Consider the following 16,843-nt stretch of genomic DNA (forward strand, 5'->3'; position numbering starts at 1 on the left):
CACCCCTCAAGCCTATTTGTCCATGGAGTGAAGTATGAGTTCATCCGTTGAAAGCCGTCAGGCGAAGATGATTGATGAGCTGAGGACCTTTATCAAGAAGGTTCTGAGCGATCCGACCATTGCCGTTAAATCCATGGAGATCGCTCGCAAGCATCGTGGTCAGCCGAACGCCGAGGAGCTGATTGCACAGGAGATCAGTGCCAGCACCAACATCCGGATTCCGGAGAACTGGAGTGAGGCGGATAAGATGTTTTTGGATATTATCCACGATGTTCTGGATGATGAAGAGGCGCTTTACTAGGGCTCTGTCTGCAGGCTTGGGAGAAGCGAGCCGGGCGGGGAATGGTTCAAAAACACGCTGTGAATCCCCCGCCGACTCTTCAGGCTCCAGTGTTTGCCGCCGTTTTTAAGCCTGTCTCGCGTTCGGCGTCGCCTGTTTTAATACAGCATCTGCCATCTGATGGAGAATGCTGATCTCATCCTCGATCCCTTCATCCCGTGATAACTCCCTCTGTTCCGAAAGGATGTCGGCCAGGATTTCTTTGGTGGTCAGAGGGTTGGCCAGCACAACCCTGAACACGATGCACGGGAAGTTGTAGTAACGGGCCGGCTCCAGTCGGGTCCGTGACACGAACGCCTTGCCCCGTTCCCGCTGGGTTTTCTGGATGAACTTGGTGATCCGGTTCAGACAGGTGTTGAGCTTTTCCGCCTGCAGTGGGTCGGCGCAGGCCAGGGCTTCCTGAACATTTTCCGGGCAGTAGCGATAGGTCAGGATGTTCAGTTCCGGTTTTGTCACCAGTTCGAAATCCGATTCTGCCTCGATCATTTCTGCGAATGTCTTGGCCTTGTCGATGCCCTGGTCGATCAGGATCTCGTAGCCTTCTCTGGCCAGGATTTTCAGGCCGGAATGGATCAGCATGGACATGCCTGGCCGGGAGCCTTCCAGTGTGGTACTGCCGAGGTCTCGGGAGCCTTTACGGATGATGTACTGGGCGTGATGTTCAACGGCGCTTGCCAGACTCGGGTCGCGGAATACGACCAGGCCCACGCCCATGGGCACGTAGAGCTGTTTGTGGGCGTCGAAGGTCACGGAATCGGCCTTCTCGATGCCGCGCAGCAAGTGCTTGTAGGTGCGGGAGAACAGGGTTGGACCGCCCCAGGCGGCGTCCACGTGGAAATGGGCACCGAATTCGCGGGCGATGTCGGCCATGGCATCAAGCGGGTCGACGTTGCCGGTTTCGGTGGTGCCGGCCACGCCGCAGATGGCCATGACCTTGATCTTCTGGCGCTGCAGTTCCAGGCACTTGTCCCGCAGGGCATCGGTATTGATGCGGTTTTCGTCGTCGGTATCCACCGGAATCAGGGATTCGCGGCCCAGCCCGAGCACGTCGGCGGCCTTGCGCAGGGAATAGTGGCCGCGGCGGGAGACGACGATGGCGGCACCTTCATAGCCGTAGTATTTCAACGCCCGGAACAGGCCTTCCTGATGCAGCCCGCGGAAGCTGCCCTCAGCCGGGAAGGCCCGGTTGCGGGCGACCCACAGGGCGGTGAGATTAGCGACCGTACCGCCTGAGCACATAGCCCCCAGGGCGTAACGGGGATCGTGCATCCACTTGCGGTAGAAGGCACCGTCCTCCTCGTATACCAGGCGATGAATCATACCCAGTACCTGGCGCTCCATGGGCGTAAAGGCCTTGGAGGTCTCGGTTTTGACCAGGTTCTGGTTCAGGGCAATCATGATCTTCGACAGCGGCAGCATGAAATACGGCAGCGCTGAGGTCATGTGCCCGATAAAGGCCGGCGAGGCGGTGTGAACGGAGTTGGCCACCAGTTTGTCGAGCAGGAACTGCGCCTGTTCAGACACAAAGACGGGCTTCTCGGGGATGCTGTAGTCGGAGAAGTCTTTCTCAACATCCGAGAGGTCCCGTTCAACCGCAACAATGTGCTCCTGCAGGAAGCCTGCAAGATTGCGGGAGATGTTCTGGTCAATCCGGCTCAGCGTCGATTCCGGCGCCTCAGGCACCGTGAATACGCGATACATGGCCTCTACCGAGGCCTGGGCGGATTTTTTCTTTCCGGTCATAGGCGCCACTCACAATCAGTGGTCATCCGAAGGGCCGGTTCCGGATGCCCTGCGGATACGGCCGGCATTCATATCCGGCATTAATTTCTGGTCGCCTGCCGCTGGCAGGCGCACTGGCATCCCTGAGGGGGCGTAGTATACGGCCTGGCGACAGGTTACGCCACACGCCCCCGGCCCGGGTTATACGGTCAGAGTATTTCCCGGTGTATATCCAGTATGGCAGCATCCACGCGTTCTTCGATGGCTTTTTCGATCTGGTCGAGGCGTTGGGTAATTTGCTGGGAGGAGGTGCCCAGGGCCGCGATGGTCCAGGTGGCGCAGTCGAGAGCCTCCTGGTCGGCGGTCTCGGCGACGGCCAGGTCGGGTTCTTTGCCCCATACGGCTTTCAAGGCGGTGAAGACTTTGCGCTTGGCTTTGAGGTCGTCGCAGCCGTAGAGCTGGAAGTGCAGGGTCAGGACGCCCACGTGCGGCGTGATAACCGGCTGCTGGGGCTTTTGGCCTTCCCGCAGGAGTTTTCTCAGGGCTTCTGACATGTCTGGTTCGCCAGGGTTTAAATGGGCCGAAAAGATGTCGGATTACGCCTTCGGCTAATCCGACCTACTTGTCCGAGTAATAAGTTAACCGAAGGTCGGATTAGCCGAAGGCGTAATTCGACAGGTCTGGCTAACAGCAACGACTCACCCTACTACAGGCGTTGCCCGTTTGATAATGGCTGCCGGATCCGTGCCCGAGGGCAGGTTGCCGTAGTTCATGCCGCCACTGGACTCGAGTCTCGAGGCGCAGAAGGCGTCGGCGACGGCGGCATCCGAGTGTCGCAGGAGCAGGGAGCCCTGCAGGGCCAGGGCCATTCTGTCGACCAGGTTGCGGGCACGGTACTGGAAATCGCTGATGTCGGCGAAGTCGTGTTGCAGCTGCGCCAGGAACTGGTCGAAGCGGCGATCGGCGCCTTTGGCTTCAGCGGCTTCCTTGAAGAAGGCGTCGAGGGTTTCAGGCTCTTTTTGCAGGGCGCGAAGGGTGTCCAGGCACTGAACGTTGCCGCTGCCTTCCCAGATGGCGTTGACGGGGGATTCCCGGAACAGTCGGGGCATGATGCAGTCTTCCATCACGCCGCTGCCGCCGATGCATTCCATGGCCTCGTAGGCATGGTTCGGGGTGCGTTTGCAGATCCAGTATTTGCCGATCGGTGTCGCCAGGCGGGCCAGCAGTCGTTCGTGTTCCTTGTCCTGGTTGTCCAGGGCGCGGGCGATGCGCATGGTGTAGGCCAGTGCCGCTTCGCTCTCCAGGGCCAGGTCGGCCAGGACATTCTGCATCAGGGGCTGATCGATCAGGCGGGCACCGAAGGCGCTGCGGTGGCGGCAGTGATGACTGGCCTGGGCGATGGCCTGACGCATGCCGGCGGAGCTACCGATCATGCAGTCGAAGCGGGTCATGGCCACCATTTCAATGATGGTGGGGACACCACGGCCTTCCTCGCCAACCATCCAGGCCAGGGCGCCACGCAGCTCGGCTTCGCTGGAGGCATTGGCGACGTTGCCCATCTTGTTCTTCAGGCGCTGGACCTGCCAGGGATTCTTGGTGCCGTCCGGGCGCCAGCGGGGCATCAGGAAGCACGAAAGTCCTCCCTGTGTCTGAGCCAGGACCAGGAAGGCGTCGCACATGGGGGCAGAGACGAACCATTTGTGACCCACCAGTTCGTAGGCCTGGCCGGGGCCTCCCGCGCCGACCGGATAGGCTCTGGTGCTGTTGGCGCGAACGTCGCTGCCGCCCTGTTTCTCGGTCATGGCCATGCCAATGGTGACCGAGGTTTTCTGGCTGTCCGGCAGGTTGCGGGGGTCGTAGCTGTCGGCCAGTATCCGGGCTTCCCAGTCCGCTGCCAGCTCCGGTTGTTTCCGGATCGACGGGATGGCGGCGAAGGTCATAGTGACGGGACAACAGTGAGCGGCCTCCACCTGGGAGTGCATATAGTACTTGGCCGCCCGGGTTACATGGGCTCCCTGGCCGGGATGGCTCCACGGACTGCTGTGAAGACCATTATCGAAGGCAATGCGCATCAGTTTGTGATAGGCCGGATGGAAGTCCACTTCATCAATTCGGTGGCCATACCGATCATGGGTATTGAACGCTGGTTTATTGGCGTTGGCGCGAAAACCCAGGTCAATAGTTTCCGCAGCCCCGGCCAGAGCTCCGAATGCCTTGAGGTCTTCGGCGGCTTTGCCGGCGCCTTCGCGGAGTGTGGCTTCCTGGAGGGCAACATCCTGCTCGAAGAGATTGTAGTCCTCCAAAGCCAGAGGCTGGTTGAAGACCTCGTGGGTGTTGGCCAGGTAGCGATCTTCCTGGTCCTTTGATGGCATCTCTGGCCGGGGCTGCGGCGCGATCATAGCTATCTCCTGGTACCGGTCAACCCCTGCATACAAAAGCGGATGATGGAATTGACCAGCGGGTCATTGTTGTCTTGTGTTGCGCTGTTCGATTGGCTGGTCTGGGTCGGTGACAGAGGGCCAACCAGGCTTTCCGCGATGGCGCCTACCAGGCAGGTGCTGCTCTGGCGAGCGTCCTGATCCGGAATACATCCTTCCTCGATGCCGTCGCGGATCGCTTTCTCGAAAAGGTTGGCGTAGGCCTTGCGGTACGCCAGGCGCTCTTCCTCCACTTTTGGGTCGACCGGCTCTGCGATCAGTGCCCAGGCCATCATGGGGGCTCTCAGCGCCCGTTCAGCGAATTGTTGCAGGGCCCGTTCCAGCCTTTCACCTCCGGTACCTTCGGAAGCCAGGGCTTCGGCTACCTTGTCGACTTCCCGCTGGGTTGCCAGCCGGAAAATTTCCGCAAACAGATCCTCTCTGGACTCGAAATGCCGGTAGATAGTTCCTGTCGCGACGCCGGCCAGACCGGCGATACGGGTTATTCTGGCACTGCGAAAGCCTCCGTCAGCAACGCACTCGTAAGTGCACTCCACGATCCGTTTACGCGCCTCGGCCTTGCGCTGGCGCATTTTCTCCGTTTCCCGATAGGCCATTCCGGCTCCCTATAAGTAGTGAATCATCATTCATTCTTTGTGTCAATTTTTTAAGTGTTGACTGATATAAAATTTCCGCATGCAATTCAATGCCTTGTTATTGGTTACAAAAAATTACAAAAAAAGCATTGCCGGTAAATAGCGTGGCCACCAAAAGCAGATTATAAAGACGCCAAGGCGAAGCCGCAGGTGGTCGTTCGCCGATACGGAGTGAAGTTCCCTGCGGGGTCGCAACACTCGTCCATCTGTTTTCGTTGATGGAGAAAAAAATATGAGTGAATTCGACGAAAGCAACCTGGAGCCGTCCGGAAGCTGGACCAGCGACAGTGACGACAACCATTCCATAGCCGGCCGTGCGCGTGTTCGTGCACGATTGCAGGCAGACATCGAAGCGTTCCTGAGCCAGGGCGGGAAAATTCAGGAAGTTGATACCTCCTTCCGTTCTGACACGCCGCGCAAGATGGAAGTGGGTTTTAACAACCGTTCCCTCTGAATGTTGACACGGTAGTCCGGGGCGGTTCGCCCCGGCTCCGTTTTTGATCCCTGTCTCGGTATGACTTGTCAGCGTCGATTATCCTCGTCCAGTATGATTTTGCGCCGTTAACCGGGGCAAGTCGCCAGTCACCCGATGATCCGGACTCCCTTTGACCATGAAGTCCCCTATCCGTCTTTTCCTTGTTTTACTGGTGATAATAGCAGCTGTTGGCAGCTTCTGGCTGATGGGCCCAGACCCGGGTGGAGCTGGCAGGCCGGTTGATGCGGTGTCCGTCGCCGAACCTTCCATGTCGGTACCCGCGCCCGAGGGCGCCGCTACTGCTCCCTCTGATCTTGTGAATAAAGCGTCTTCGATTAATATTCCCGATCAGTTGCCGGCCTCGCTGACAGGCACGTCGGTCCCGGAGGGGTGGGCCCGGACGGACAGGCTCGGCAATCTCATCCCGACCCCGCATCTGCGGCAGCTGTTCGAGTATTTCCTGTCAGCTCTGGGAGAGGAATCGCTGGAACAGTTGGTGGCGCGCATAGAAACGGCTCTGTCGGCCCTGAAAGAGCCGGCGAGATCCCAGGCCCTGGCAACCCTGGGAAACTATCTGGAATACAAGCTGGCGGTTTCTGAGCTGGAGCAAAGCTATGGGGAGGTGTCCGGGCTTGGCGCCGGTGAAATGCAGCGGAGGATGGCAGAGATCCAGGCGCTCCGACGGACCTGGCTGGACGCCGATACCGCCGACGCTTTCTTTGCCGACGATGAGGCAGTGGACCGTTTCCAGATTGAAAAGCTCAGGATCGCAAGCGATGACAGCCTGACCGATGAGCAGAGAGCAGAGGCTCTTCGACAGGCTGAGTCTTCCCTGCCGGAACCCCTCCGCAAGGCCAGAGAGGAAACTCGGCGGTTTGCAGACTATGAACAGGTGCGCCGGGAGCTGGCAGACGATCCACGGGCTCTCAATGCCTGGCGTCAGGAGGCTTTTGGGGAAGCTGCGGCAGACCGACTTGGTCGCCTTGAGGAGGAGCAAAAGGACTGGGACCGCCGCTGGCAAGTCTATTCACAGGAGCGGGACCGGCTGTTGTCCTCCGGGCTCGCAGAGCCGGAACGTCAGCAGGCGCTTGAGCGACTCAGAGCCAGTCACTTCAATGAAGCAGAACGGATTCGTGCGCAGGCGCTGGATTCGATCCGGTAATCTCCCTGTCATTTAATCGCTTCATCCTGTTGAGGGAGTCTGCAACCAGCGGCGTTGGCCGTGTATGATGGCGCAAAGGGCGCCCGGCGGATGCCGAGATGGCCCATCAGACTTTTTTGTTCAGCCATTCAGGAGGTTGTCAGTGCCGATTCCGACTCCCCGTACTTTTCCTGCCACCCGCTTGCGCCGTAACCGGGCCAGCGATTTCTCACGTCGCCTGGTGCGGGAAAACCAGCTTACGCCGGACAACCTGATCTATCCGGTGTTCGTGCTGGAGGGTGAGGGCCAGCGGGAACAGGTGCCCTCGATGCCGGGAGTGGAGCGTCTGAGTATTGATCTCCTGGTTGAGCAGGCGGCAGAGCTGGTGGAATTGGGTATTCCGGCGATTGCCCTGTTCCCGGTGGTTCCGGCTGAGAAGAAGAATTTGTCCGGCTCCGGGGCCTGGGACTCCGATGGCCTGGCGCAGAGAGCAGTTCGAGCCCTGAAATCGGCCCACCCGGAACTCGGGGTGATTACAGACGTGGCGCTGGACCCGTTCACCACCCATGGACAGGACGGCATCATCGATAATGACGGTTATGTCCTCAACGACGTAACCGTCGAGGCACTGGTCAATCAGGCGCTCTCACATGCCGACGCCGGCGCTGATGTGGTCGCACCGTCTGACATGATGGATGGCCGTATTGGTGCCATTCGCGAAGCCCTGGAAAACGGCGGCCATGTGAACACACGGATCCTGGCCTATTCTGCCAAGTACGCATCAAGCTATTACGGACCTTTCCGTGATGCGGTAGGCTCGGCCGCCAATCTCGGCAAAGGTAACAAGGCGACCTACCAGATGGATCCGGCCAACGGCGACGAGGCATTGCATGAGGTCTCTATGGACCTGGCCGAAGGCGCGGACATGGTGATGATCAAGCCCGGTATGCCGTATCTCGATATCGTGCACAGGGTGAAGACGGAATTGCGGGTACCGACATTCGTTTACCAGGTCAGCGGCGAATACGCCATGCATATGGCCGCAGCCCAGAACGGCTGGCTGGACGGGGATGCGGTGATGATGGAAAGCCTGATGGCCATGCGCAGAGCCGGGGCCGACGGAATCCTGACCTACTTTGCCGTGCGCGCGGCCCGACTGATGCGGGATCGTCAGCGCGGATAAGGCCAAAATCATTCGCCAGCGGTGGCGAACACACTGGGATCGAGGAATCATGACAACGGAAACGGCGAAGAATCAGACGGCAGGGGATGACCGGAGTGTGCCTGCGCCGGTGGATGTGCCCCCGGTTGGTGAGGAAATCAACCTGGATGCCAATGAAAATTACTTTAACCGGGAACTGAGCCAGCTCCAGTTTAATTACCGTGTGCTCAAACAGGCCCTGGATACCACTCACCCGTTGATCAACCGTCTGATTTTCTGCTGCATTTTCAGCAGCAACATGGACGAGTTCTTCGAGATCCGTGTGGCCGGTCTGCGGCAGCAGATGAAATATGGCCGTGAGACCGTTGGTGCCGATGGTATGATGCCGGACCAGGCCCTGGCGGAGATCAGCCGTGTTGCTCACGAGTACATTCGCGAGCAGTACGACATACTCAATAATGTGCTGATTCCCGAGATGGAACAGCAGAACATTCACTTTGTCCGGCGCCGGGAGTGGACGCCGGAGCAGGCGGAGTGGGTGCGCACTTATTTCGAAGAGGAGATTCTGCCGGTGGTCAGCCCCATCGGGCTGGATCCTTCGCACCCGTTCCCGCGTCTGGTCAACAAAAGCCTGAACTTCATTGTTGAGCTGGACGGCAAGGACGCTTTCGGGCGGGAAACCGGCATGGCAATTGTGCCGGCTCCACGCTCATTGCCGCGCCTGGTCCGGCTGCCTGATGATGTCTGCAATGGTGGCGAAAACCTGGTGTTCCTGTCGTCGATGATCCACGCCCATGCCGACGAGCTCTTCCCAGGCATGGAGGTGAAAGGCTGCTATCAGTTCCGGCTGACCCGTAACGCCGACCTTGAACTTGAAGACGATTTGGAAGACCTGGCCTCGGCCCTGCGTGGTGAGCTGTTAAGCCGCCGTTTTGGCGACGGCGTGCGCCTTGAGGTTGCCGACAACTGCCCGGAAGAGCTGGTTCAGTTCCTGCTGAAGGAATTCGGTCTGACCGAGCGCGATCTTTACCAGGTCCATGGCCCTGTGAACCTGACCCGATTGATGGCTGTCGGTGGGCTGGTGGACCGGCCGGACCTCACCTATTCTGGTTTTTCGCCGTCGATTCCCAAGCTGATACGCAGCAAGGAATCGATGTTCGATGCCATTCGCAAGCGCCCGATTCTCCTGTTGCACCCCTACGAAAATTTCAGCCCGGTCGTTGATCTGCTGCGCCAGGCCGCCAAGGATCCTCAGGTTCTGGCGATTCGCCAGACCCTATATCGGACGGGGGCAGACTCGGAGATTGTCGAGGCGCTGGCGGATGCGGCCCGCCGCGGCAAGGAGGTTACCGCGGTTATCGAGTTGCGTGCGCGGTTCAGTGAGGCCGAGAACCTCGAGCTGGCCAGTCGGCTGCAGGAAGCGGGCGTGATCGTGGTTTACGGCGTGGTTGGTTACAAGACCCACGCCAAGATGATTCTGATTGTGAGGCGTGAAGAGGGACGGCTGCGCCGCTACGTGCACCTGGGCACCGGTAACTACCATGCCGGTAACGCCCGTCTGTATACCGATTACAGCTTCATGACCTGCGATGAGTCCATCAGCGACGACGTCAACAAGCTGTTCCAGCAGCTTACCGGTATGGGTAAGGCCCTGAAGATCAAGAAGCTGTTCCATTCGCCCTTCACCCTTCATCCACGGCTCCTGAGCCTGATTGATCGGGAAGCAGGCTATGGCGAGAAAGGCCGGATTATCTTCAAGTTCAATGCATTGACGGAAATCCAGCTGATCAAGGCGCTTTACCGGGCGTCTCAGGCCGGCGTGAAAATCGATCTGATCATCCGCGGCATCTGTTGTCTGCGGCCGGAGGTGCCGGGCCTCTCCGAGAATATTCGGGTGAGGTCGATCATTGGCCGTTTCCTGGAGCACACCCGTGTTTACTATTTTGGCAACAATGGCCGTCCGGATGTGTACTGTTCCAGTGCCGATGGTATGGAACGGAACCTGCTCAGCCGAGTGGAAACCGCCTTTCCTCTGGATGATCCTGATCTGGCCGCCCGGGTCAGAGAAGACCTGGATACCTACCTGGCCGACAATTGTCAGTCCTGGGTGCTGCAACCGGACGGCAGTTATATTCAGAACAAGCCCGCAGAAGGTGAAGAACGCCTTGCCTCACAGCTGGTATTGCTGGAACGGCTGACCGGAAAGACCTGATTCCCGAACTGGAGAACGCGTTTGAACGCAAAATGGATGATTGCTGGCGCCGGTGTGCTGGCTGTAGCTGGCGGCCTGCCCTGGGCCGTGGGATACGTTACTGAACAGCAGTGGCAGCAGGCAACAGCGGAGGTAAACAGTGCGCAGCCTTTCCTACGCATGGAAACGGATAACTATGAGAGGGGTATTCTAGGTGCCCGGTTCAGCGGTTCGGTGAACCTGATCAATCCGGAAACCGGCGAATCCCAAAGGCTTGCCTATCGCGCCAATGTGACTCATGGCGTGACCGGCAGTCTGATGGATTTCCAGCCTGAGGATGGCTGGTCCGCCGGCGATACGGACTGGTTCTCCGGTGAGGAGCCGAGGCTGACCCTGGAAACCCGTCTCTGGGGTACCGCAGTGCTTGAGCTCGACGCGCCCCAGATGACCTTAACGGACCCGGATTCCGGGGAGACCCTGGCCTCGAGTGGCGGTTTGGCACGAATTGAGATCAGCGACGCCGGTTCTCAGGCCGATGCCTTGATGGTCTGGCCAGCGGTAACCCTATCTGGCCCGGACCTCGATATTCGGGTCAGCGACTTCCGCCTGGAGCAGACCATGAGCCATCTGACCGGTGAGGTCTGGACCGGTTCTGGCGAGATTGTCGTGGAATCGCTTGAAGTGACCCCGGCTGCGGAAGCGCCGTTCAGGCTTGAGGAGATTTCGGTTCGCAGCAGCAGCGAGCCGGTCAATGACGGCGAACGCCTGGATTCACGAATGACTTTCGAGGTTGCCAGCGTTTCTGCGGCTGATGAGCGGTATGGACCCCAGCGGCTGGTGTTCGCATTGTCGGGGCTGGATGTAGCCGCCTGGAGCGGCCTGACCGAGAGCCTGTCATCCATGCAGGCACTGGCCATTAGCCAGGGCTCCGGTGGTTCACAGCAGTTTGAACAACAGATGACTGCCATGCAGCAGGTAAATACGGCCGTACGTGACCTCGCCGCTGCCGGCTTCTCGGTGGGTTTCCCGGAACTGACCGTAACCACCCCGGAAGGCGTGGTGGAGGGCAGCGCCCGCATAGCCCATCCGGAGCTGACAGCGGATCAGAAAGACGAAATGCTGATGGTGATGCAGAAGTTGACCGGAGAAATGGATCTTAGTCTGCCACTTGCGCTCGCGGAGGAATACCCGGAATTCCGGTTGCAGCTGGCGCCGCTGATCAAACAGGGGCTGCTGGTAGAGGAAGGCGACCGGCTGGTGCTTGACGCCAGTATGAACGATCTTGTGCTGGACGTGAACGGGGTGGAGATTCCGTTGCCGCCGTTGCTTTGAACCCTCTGGTTCAGCTCCATGAAGAGCCCCGCTGGTCGGGGCTTTTTTGGCTTCAGGTTCAGCTGAACTTCTTTTTCAAGGCAGCTTCTACCGCCGGATCGACAAATTCCGAGACGTCGCCGCCCAGGGATGCAATTTCCCGGATCAGCGTGGAGGAGATGTAGGACAAGTGGTTGGCCGGTGTCAGGAACACGCTCTCGACTTCCGGCGCGAGCCGGCGGTTCATGTCGGCCAACTGGAATTCGTACTCGAAATCCGACACCGCCCGGAGGCCGCGAAGGATCACGGTGGCGCCCTGTTCACGGACAAAATCGGCGAGCAGGTTGCTGAAGCCGGTGACGGTGACATTGGGGAGGTGCGCGGTCGCCTGGCGGACCAGTTCGCAGCGTTCTTCCAGATCGAGAAGTGGCTGTTTCTTGGGGTTGTAGGCGATGGCGACGACGATTTCATCAAACATTCGGCCGGCCCGTTCGATCAGGTCGGTGTGGCCGTTGGTGATGGGGTCGAAGGTGCCCGGGTAGATGACTTTGGACATGCACAGCTCCTTTCTTTACAAGCGCCAAGGATAGCAGCATTTTTTGGCCACCTGTAGTTGGCAGCCGGGGCATTGGTAAATGCATGTTTGCTGTGCGGGTGTGCCAGTGCCAGTCTCCCCGACGGGCAGCGTTAGCCGGTTGATCAAGACAGTCTTTGTGCAAGCCTCGTGCTGTTTCTTGCCGCCAGCGCATACACCGACAGCTGCGGGTTTGCCCCGATGCTGGTCGGGAAGATCGATGCATCGTGGACGCTGAGGTTGCCAACGTGGTGATGTTCACCAAAGCCGTTGACGACCGAGTTTTGCGGATTGCTGCCCATGGCGCAGCCGCCCATCTGGTGGGCGGTGAACAGGCGGACCCGGTGGGGTGCCATGGGGAGCTGGTTGATGGCGGCTTTGGCGTCGGCCCAGTTGGTGTACCAGTCGGAATCCAGATGCATCAGGCGGACTTTTTCGGCGCCGGCGGCGAACTGTATTTCGGCCATCGTGTGGAAGGCTTCGCGGATGCCCTTCCAGAGGTAGTCGCTGACCGGGTAGTCCAGTACCGGGCTGCCGTCGTCGCGGAGGGAGACCGTGCCGCCGGGGCTTTCGGGGTGGAAGCCGTCCCGGAGCAGGGCGATAACAGATTGCATGTGGGGCAGGCCGGCCATGTTGTTGATCTGGTTTTCGCCATGGCCGGGGATGACGCCGCTGGACATGCCTGGGTGCAGCGGTGGCACCTCAAGTTTGTAGCCAGCCGGACCGTCAACGCCGTTGCGGAAGTTGAATTCGTCCGAGTAGATGGATTGTGGCGCGCCGTAGTATGGGTCGACCCGTTGCGGCATCTGGGCGACGGTGGCATTGACCGGGTGGATGAACGAGCGCTTGCCGATCCGCTGGTTCGGGTCCGGAATCTCGGAGCGAAGCAGCAGGCCGGGACTGCCAATGGCGCTGGCGGCGACCACGAAGTGTCTGGCTTTGAGATTGACCTTGATGCCGGTTGGGGTGACGCCATCATCGGCAAACGCAGAGGCTTCCAGATGGTCGATCTGGTCCTGGTTCATGACCAGGCGGTCGGCGCGCAGGCTGTGGAATAGCCGGGCGTTGTTATCGAGCGCCCCCGGAATGGTGGTCATCAGGGCGCCCTGTTTTGCGTTGGTCGGGCAGCCGACGCCGCAATAGCCCAGGTTCCAGCAGCCTTTCACATTGCGCGGAATGATCTGCCAGCTGTACCCCAGTTTCTCGCAGCCCTGGCGCAAGATGTCATTGTTGACGTTGGGGTCGACTTGCCACGGCGCCATGGAATGGCGTTCTTCCCGGCCATCGAACCAGGGCGCCATGGCGTCCGGCCGGAGTTCGTCCAGGCCAAACTGCTCGGCCCAGTAATTGAGGGTGGGCGCCGGGGTCCGGAAGCTGCTGGTCCAGTTCACGGTGGTGGACCCGCCTACGCAGCGGCCCTGCAGAATGGCGATCGCCCCGTCCCGGGTTACCCGGCTCATGCCTTCCTGATAGAGGTTGGCATAAGAGGTCTGCTCGTCCATCTTGAAGTCTTTCTGGTAGTAGAGTCGGCCCTCCTCAACGAGGATCACGGACAGCCCACTGCGGGCCAGGATCTCGGCGGTGGTGCCGCCACCGGCACCGGTTCCGATTACGATAACGTCCGCTTCCGTGGTCAGATTTTGCGTCAGGAGGGCGCTATCGGTGACGTTCCAGCCTGATTCCAGGCCCCGGGCAATACGATCGGTCAATGACATGTTTGTGCTCCGTCAGATCAGCTGGCAATCAGGCGTTTTGGAATTGTGGCAATGCGTCGACCGCGTACTGCGGTGGTCCGGGATAGCCGGACAGGTGCCAGAAATCCCGATAGCCATAAAATGCCACGTTGCTGATCTTGGTCAGCGCAATGTAGCCATTGTTGAAAAGCCCGATGCGGCTGGTGCGCCAGCGCTCCAGAAAAGCGTCCGCTTCCGCCGTGGTTACATTCGGCCAGCTGGACCAGACCCGGGCCACGGTCACCCGGGTCAGCCCGAAGTTCAGAAGATCAAAGAGCCGCCGCAGTTCCTTCTGGTTGGCCGGTCCAAACTTGTGGATACCGGCGTCAATACGCTCAATCGTCCCGGCAATTGCTGTATTTCTGGCCTGAGGCTGCTCTGGCAAACCCGGGCCGATCATGGCGGGCAGCAGGGCTTCGAACAGCGCAATGTCGTCCGCGGTCAAGAACCGGAACTGGTAGCTGGCATCCATCCGGGTGCCGACCGCACTGAGCCGGCCCGCCGGCTGCGTGGCGCATCCGCTCAGCCCGGCAGTAACACTGACGGTTCCCAGAAAAAGCGCACCGCCCAGTCCGGTTTTCAGGAAGCTGCGGCGGTCGAGATTTGTGAAATCGCGAGAATTGGAAGGGGGTGGATGATCGTTCATGGATCCGTCTCTTATTATTTTAGTTCGGTGCCTTTACAAAACCTGCCTCTGCCAGCCCAGAGGGGCGAAGGCAAAGGGCTAATTAGCGGATAAAAAACTTATAAACCATCTTGTGCGCAGTCGTGCCATGGGGCGCATAGACAAACTTGCCGCTGTTGAATTTCTGCTTGGTGAAAATGGCCCGGTGATGGGAGAAGGTCAGGAACCCTTCGCGGCCATGGTAGTGACCCATGCCGGAATCGCCGATACCACCAAATGGCAGATCATCCTGGGCAACGTGCATCAGCGAATCGTTGATACACATGCCACCAGAGTGGGTGTTATCCACCACATGCTGCTGCTGGGTCTTGTCGTACCCGAAGAAGTACAGCGCCAACGGCCGCGGACGATCATTGATGTAATGGATGGCCTCGTCCATGCTGCCGTAACTGACGATCGGCAGAATCGGACCAAAGATCTCATCCTGCATCAGCTTCATGTCCGGCGTGGTTTTCAGAACCAGAGTCACAGGTATCTTGCGGGTGCCATCCTTCAGGTTTTCCCGGGCCGGATTGATCTCCACCAGCTCGGCACCTTTGTCCCGGGCGTCTTCAAGGTAACCCTGCAGACGATCGTATTGCCGCTCATTGATGATGGCGGTGAAATCGTCGTTGTCCCGCAGGCTCGGATACATCTCGGAAAAGCGGGCGCGGAATTCGTCGACAAACGACTGTACCCGGTCGGCGGGGCACAGCACGTAGTCCGGCGCCACACAGGTCTGGCCAGCGTTGAACGCCTTGCCGAAGGCAATCCGCTGGGCGGCGTCTTCCATGGGCACATCCGGAGAGACCACGGCCGGGGACTTGCCGCCCAGTTCCAGGGTGACCGGTGTCAAGTTCTCCGCTGCCGCCTTCATGACCAGCTTGCCCACCGATGTGGAGCCGGTAAACAGCAGGTGATCAAACGGCCGCGACGAGAAGTCCGCCGCCACGTCGGCCTCGCCATTAATCACTGAGACCAGATCTTCCGGGAAGCTGGCTTCGATCAGTTCCTTGAACAGGGCCGAGGTGTGGGGTGTGTATTCCGACATTTTGATCATGGTGCGGTTGCCGGCAGCCAGGGATGCGACCAACGGGCCCACCGCCAGATACAGGGGGTAGTTCCAGGGCACGATCACACCCACGACACCTTTGGGTTGATAGTGGACCTTGTTGCTGGCGGGCTGGAATAGCACGGATACGTGTCGTTTGGACGGTTTCATCCAGCCGCTCAGGTTTTTCAGTGTGTAGTTGATGCCCTGGATTGATGGCATGACTTCGGCAATCAGGGATTCATCTTTCGAACGGCAACTGAAATCCCGGTCGATGGCATCCAGAAGTCGGTCCTGGTTGCCCAGCAGTACCCGTTTGAGACGTTTCAGGTTCTCCTGCCGCTCGGCCAGAGAAGGCATGGGATTGTTACGGAACGCCTTTTTCTGATCCTCAAACACACGATGAGTGTGCTGGATCTGTTTCTTGCTCTCGGTGAGCTGGACGACAGTGGCTCCCATGATGTTTCCTCCTCTTTGGTCCCGATCAGATTGCGTCGGCGGCCTGTTATTTCAGGTATTGAACGACTGGCGAAAAAGTGTTCAATTTGCGTCTGAGGGTATTATTAGAGTATATACTCTAGTGAGTCAAGCGGAGGCGGGTGGCGAATCAGGCCATCTGTGAGCTGTACAACAACAAACGCCGACGGGTCTATGAAGACAAGAGATAAAATACTGCTCTCCAGCCTGGAGCTTTTCAACGAACGGGGCGAGCGCAACGTCACAACCAATCACATCGCCGCGCACCTGGCCATCTCGCCGGGCAACCTCTATTACCACTTCCGCAACAAGTCGGACATCATTTACGAGATCTTCCTGGAATACGAAAAACTGGTGGATTTCTACCTTGATATTCCGGAAGAGCGGGCCATGACCCTGGACGACATGACCTTTTATCTGGAGTCGGTCTTCGACGGTCTCTGGAGTTACCGGTTCTTCCACCGGGACCTGGAGTACCTTCTGGACAGTGATCAGAGGCTGCGGCAGGACTATCGAGATTTCACCAACCGCTGTCTGGCATCCATCAGTCGAATCTTCGAGAAGCTGGCGGAAGCGGGTATTATTGAACCCCAGGAAGAAGATCTTCGATCTGCCATGTCGCTGAACGTGTGGCTGGTGATTACCAACTGGATGGCGTTCCTGAAAACGGCCCATGCGGCCGAGGAATCTGCCTGCCTAACGCTCACGGAGCTGAAACAGGGCATCTATCAGGTGCTCACCCTGGAAATTCCCTATCTGACTCCGGATTATCGCGAGCGTGTAATGGCGCTGAGAGAGAAATATCGCCCGGCGCTTCATGAAAAAGGGGAGTCCGGTGAAGACTCGTGTACGTGAAACCCGAAGACCTGGTTAAAAATCGATCTATTTTGGAACTTTTATCGAATATCGCAGTCATAGGGAGTGACGTT

General features: G+C 58.8%; 15 protein-coding genes. 7 read left to right on the forward strand and 8 right to left on the reverse strand.

Features of this window, described 5'->3' with window-relative positions; translation table 11 throughout:
- Positions 1-34 precede the first annotated feature (34 nt).
- On the forward strand, positions 35-301 hold the full coding sequence (locus FMN52_RS11205; RefSeq protein ID WP_069182143.1) for a hypothetical protein: 267 nt from the start codon (positions 35-37) through the stop codon (positions 299-301).
- Between the two features lie 105 nt (positions 302-406).
- Here the strand turns inward: FMN52_RS11205 and panP are convergent, their stop codons facing one another.
- The 4 genes from panP to FMN52_RS11225 all read right to left on the reverse strand — a co-directional run bounded on the left by panP (position 407) and on the right by FMN52_RS11225 (position 5,096).
- Positions 407-2,083, reverse strand: coding sequence for a pyridoxal-dependent aspartate 1-decarboxylase PanP (panP, locus tag FMN52_RS11210; protein WP_148608701.1), 1,677 nt, complete (start codon positions 2,081-2,083; stop codon positions 407-409).
- Between the two features lie 188 nt (positions 2,084-2,271).
- Complete coding sequence (locus tag FMN52_RS11215) at positions 2,272-2,616, reverse strand: DUF503 domain-containing protein (protein WP_053113183.1); 345 nt, start codon at positions 2,614-2,616, stop codon at positions 2,272-2,274.
- 144 nt (positions 2,617-2,760) lie between these two features.
- Positions 2,761-4,461 carry an isovaleryl-CoA dehydrogenase gene (locus FMN52_RS11220; RefSeq protein ID WP_148608702.1) on the reverse strand — a complete coding sequence of 567 codons (1,701 nt, stop codon included), beginning with the start codon at positions 4,459-4,461 and terminating at the stop codon, positions 2,761-2,763.
- Between the two features lie 2 nt (positions 4,462-4,463).
- Positions 4,464-5,096, reverse strand: a complete 633-nt coding sequence (locus FMN52_RS11225) for a TetR/AcrR family transcriptional regulator (protein ID WP_148608703.1) — start codon at positions 5,094-5,096, stop codon at positions 4,464-4,466.
- A 271-nt stretch (positions 5,097-5,367) separates the two neighbouring features.
- Between FMN52_RS11225 and FMN52_RS11230 the strand changes: the two genes are divergently transcribed.
- The 5 genes from FMN52_RS11230 to FMN52_RS11250 all read left to right on the forward strand — a co-directional run bounded on the left by FMN52_RS11230 (position 5,368) and on the right by FMN52_RS11250 (position 11,436).
- Entirely contained in the window at positions 5,368-5,589 is a 222-nt protein-coding gene (locus FMN52_RS11230) for a hypothetical protein (RefSeq protein WP_148608704.1), read from the forward strand.
- A gap of 157 nt (positions 5,590-5,746) precedes the next feature.
- Entirely contained in the window at positions 5,747-6,772 is a 1,026-nt protein-coding gene (locus FMN52_RS11235; RefSeq protein WP_148608705.1) for a lipase secretion chaperone, read from the forward strand.
- A 142-nt stretch (positions 6,773-6,914) separates the two neighbouring features.
- Complete coding sequence (gene hemB, locus FMN52_RS11240) at positions 6,915-7,934, forward strand: porphobilinogen synthase (protein ID WP_008173501.1); 1,020 nt, start codon at positions 6,915-6,917, stop codon at positions 7,932-7,934.
- A 49-nt stretch (positions 7,935-7,983) separates the two neighbouring features.
- Positions 7,984-10,125, forward strand: coding sequence for a polyphosphate kinase 1 (gene ppk1 / locus FMN52_RS11245; RefSeq protein ID WP_148608706.1), 2,142 nt, complete (start codon positions 7,984-7,986; stop codon positions 10,123-10,125).
- Positions 10,126-10,146: 21 nt separating this feature from the next.
- Positions 10,147-11,436 (forward strand): DUF945 family protein, encoded by a 1,290-nt coding sequence (locus FMN52_RS11250; protein ID WP_148608707.1) that lies wholly within the window; start codon positions 10,147-10,149, stop codon positions 11,434-11,436.
- A 58-nt stretch (positions 11,437-11,494) separates the two neighbouring features.
- On the opposite strand, the gene coaD is transcribed toward FMN52_RS11250, so the two are convergent.
- The 4 genes from coaD to FMN52_RS11270 all read right to left on the reverse strand — a co-directional run bounded on the left by coaD (position 11,495) and on the right by FMN52_RS11270 (position 15,896).
- On the reverse strand, positions 11,495-11,971 hold the full coding sequence (coaD, locus tag FMN52_RS11255) for a pantetheine-phosphate adenylyltransferase (protein WP_062786015.1): 477 nt from the start codon (positions 11,969-11,971) through the stop codon (positions 11,495-11,497).
- Between the two features lie 143 nt (positions 11,972-12,114).
- On the reverse strand, positions 12,115-13,704 hold the full coding sequence (locus tag FMN52_RS11260; protein WP_148608708.1) for a GMC family oxidoreductase: 1,590 nt from the start codon (positions 13,702-13,704) through the stop codon (positions 12,115-12,117).
- Positions 13,705-13,732: 28 nt separating this feature from the next.
- A complete protein-coding gene (locus FMN52_RS11265) occupies positions 13,733-14,368 on the reverse strand; it encodes a hypothetical protein (protein ID WP_148608709.1) in 636 nt (211 codons plus the stop codon).
- 82 nt (positions 14,369-14,450) lie between these two features.
- Positions 14,451-15,896 (reverse strand): coniferyl aldehyde dehydrogenase, encoded by a 1,446-nt coding sequence (locus FMN52_RS11270; protein WP_148608710.1) that lies wholly within the window; start codon positions 15,894-15,896, stop codon positions 14,451-14,453.
- Positions 15,897-16,088: 192 nt separating this feature from the next.
- Here FMN52_RS11270 and FMN52_RS11275 point away from each other — a divergent pair, with 192 nt between their 5' ends.
- The gene (locus FMN52_RS11275) at positions 16,089-16,769 is read left to right on the forward strand and encodes a TetR/AcrR family transcriptional regulator (RefSeq protein WP_148608711.1); all 681 of its coding nucleotides are present in this window, start codon (positions 16,089-16,091) and stop codon (positions 16,767-16,769) included.
- The last annotated feature ends 74 nt before the right edge of the window (positions 16,770-16,843 follow it).

This window comes from Marinobacter sp. BW6 (genome assembly GCF_008107725.1).
GTDB lineage: Bacteria > Pseudomonadota > Gammaproteobacteria > Pseudomonadales > Oleiphilaceae > Marinobacter.

Excerpts from the sequence above, each read along its gene's own strand:
- FMN52_RS11205 (WP_069182143.1), top strand. The coding sequence starts at position 35 with ATGAGTTCATCCGTTGAAAGCCGTCAGGCGAAGATGATTGATGAGCTG.
- panP (WP_148608701.1), bottom strand. The coding sequence starts at position 2,083 with ATGACCGGAAAGAAAAAATCCGCCCAGGCCTCGGTAGAGGCCATGTAT.
- FMN52_RS11215 (WP_053113183.1), bottom strand. The coding sequence starts at position 2,616 with ATGTCAGAAGCCCTGAGAAAACTCCTGCGGGAAGGCCAAAAGCCCCAG.
- FMN52_RS11220 (WP_148608702.1), bottom strand. The coding sequence starts at position 4,461 with ATGATCGCGCCGCAGCCCCGGCCAGAGATGCCATCAAAGGACCAGGAA.
- FMN52_RS11225 (WP_148608703.1), bottom strand. The coding sequence starts at position 5,096 with ATGGCCTATCGGGAAACGGAGAAAATGCGCCAGCGCAAGGCCGAGGCG.
- FMN52_RS11230 (WP_148608704.1), top strand. The coding sequence starts at position 5,368 with ATGAGTGAATTCGACGAAAGCAACCTGGAGCCGTCCGGAAGCTGGACC.
- FMN52_RS11235 (WP_148608705.1), top strand. The coding sequence starts at position 5,747 with ATGAAGTCCCCTATCCGTCTTTTCCTTGTTTTACTGGTGATAATAGCA.
- ppk1 (WP_148608706.1), top strand. The coding sequence starts at position 7,984 with ATGACAACGGAAACGGCGAAGAATCAGACGGCAGGGGATGACCGGAGT.
- coaD (WP_062786015.1), bottom strand. The coding sequence starts at position 11,971 with ATGTCCAAAGTCATCTACCCGGGCACCTTCGACCCCATCACCAACGGC.
- FMN52_RS11260 (WP_148608708.1), bottom strand. The coding sequence starts at position 13,704 with ATGTCATTGACCGATCGTATTGCCCGGGGCCTGGAATCAGGCTGGAAC.
- FMN52_RS11265 (WP_148608709.1), bottom strand. The coding sequence starts at position 14,368 with ATGAACGATCATCCACCCCCTTCCAATTCTCGCGATTTCACAAATCTC.
- FMN52_RS11270 (WP_148608710.1), bottom strand. The coding sequence starts at position 15,896 with ATGGGAGCCACTGTCGTCCAGCTCACCGAGAGCAAGAAACAGATCCAG.
- FMN52_RS11275 (WP_148608711.1), top strand. The coding sequence starts at position 16,089 with ATGAAGACAAGAGATAAAATACTGCTCTCCAGCCTGGAGCTTTTCAAC.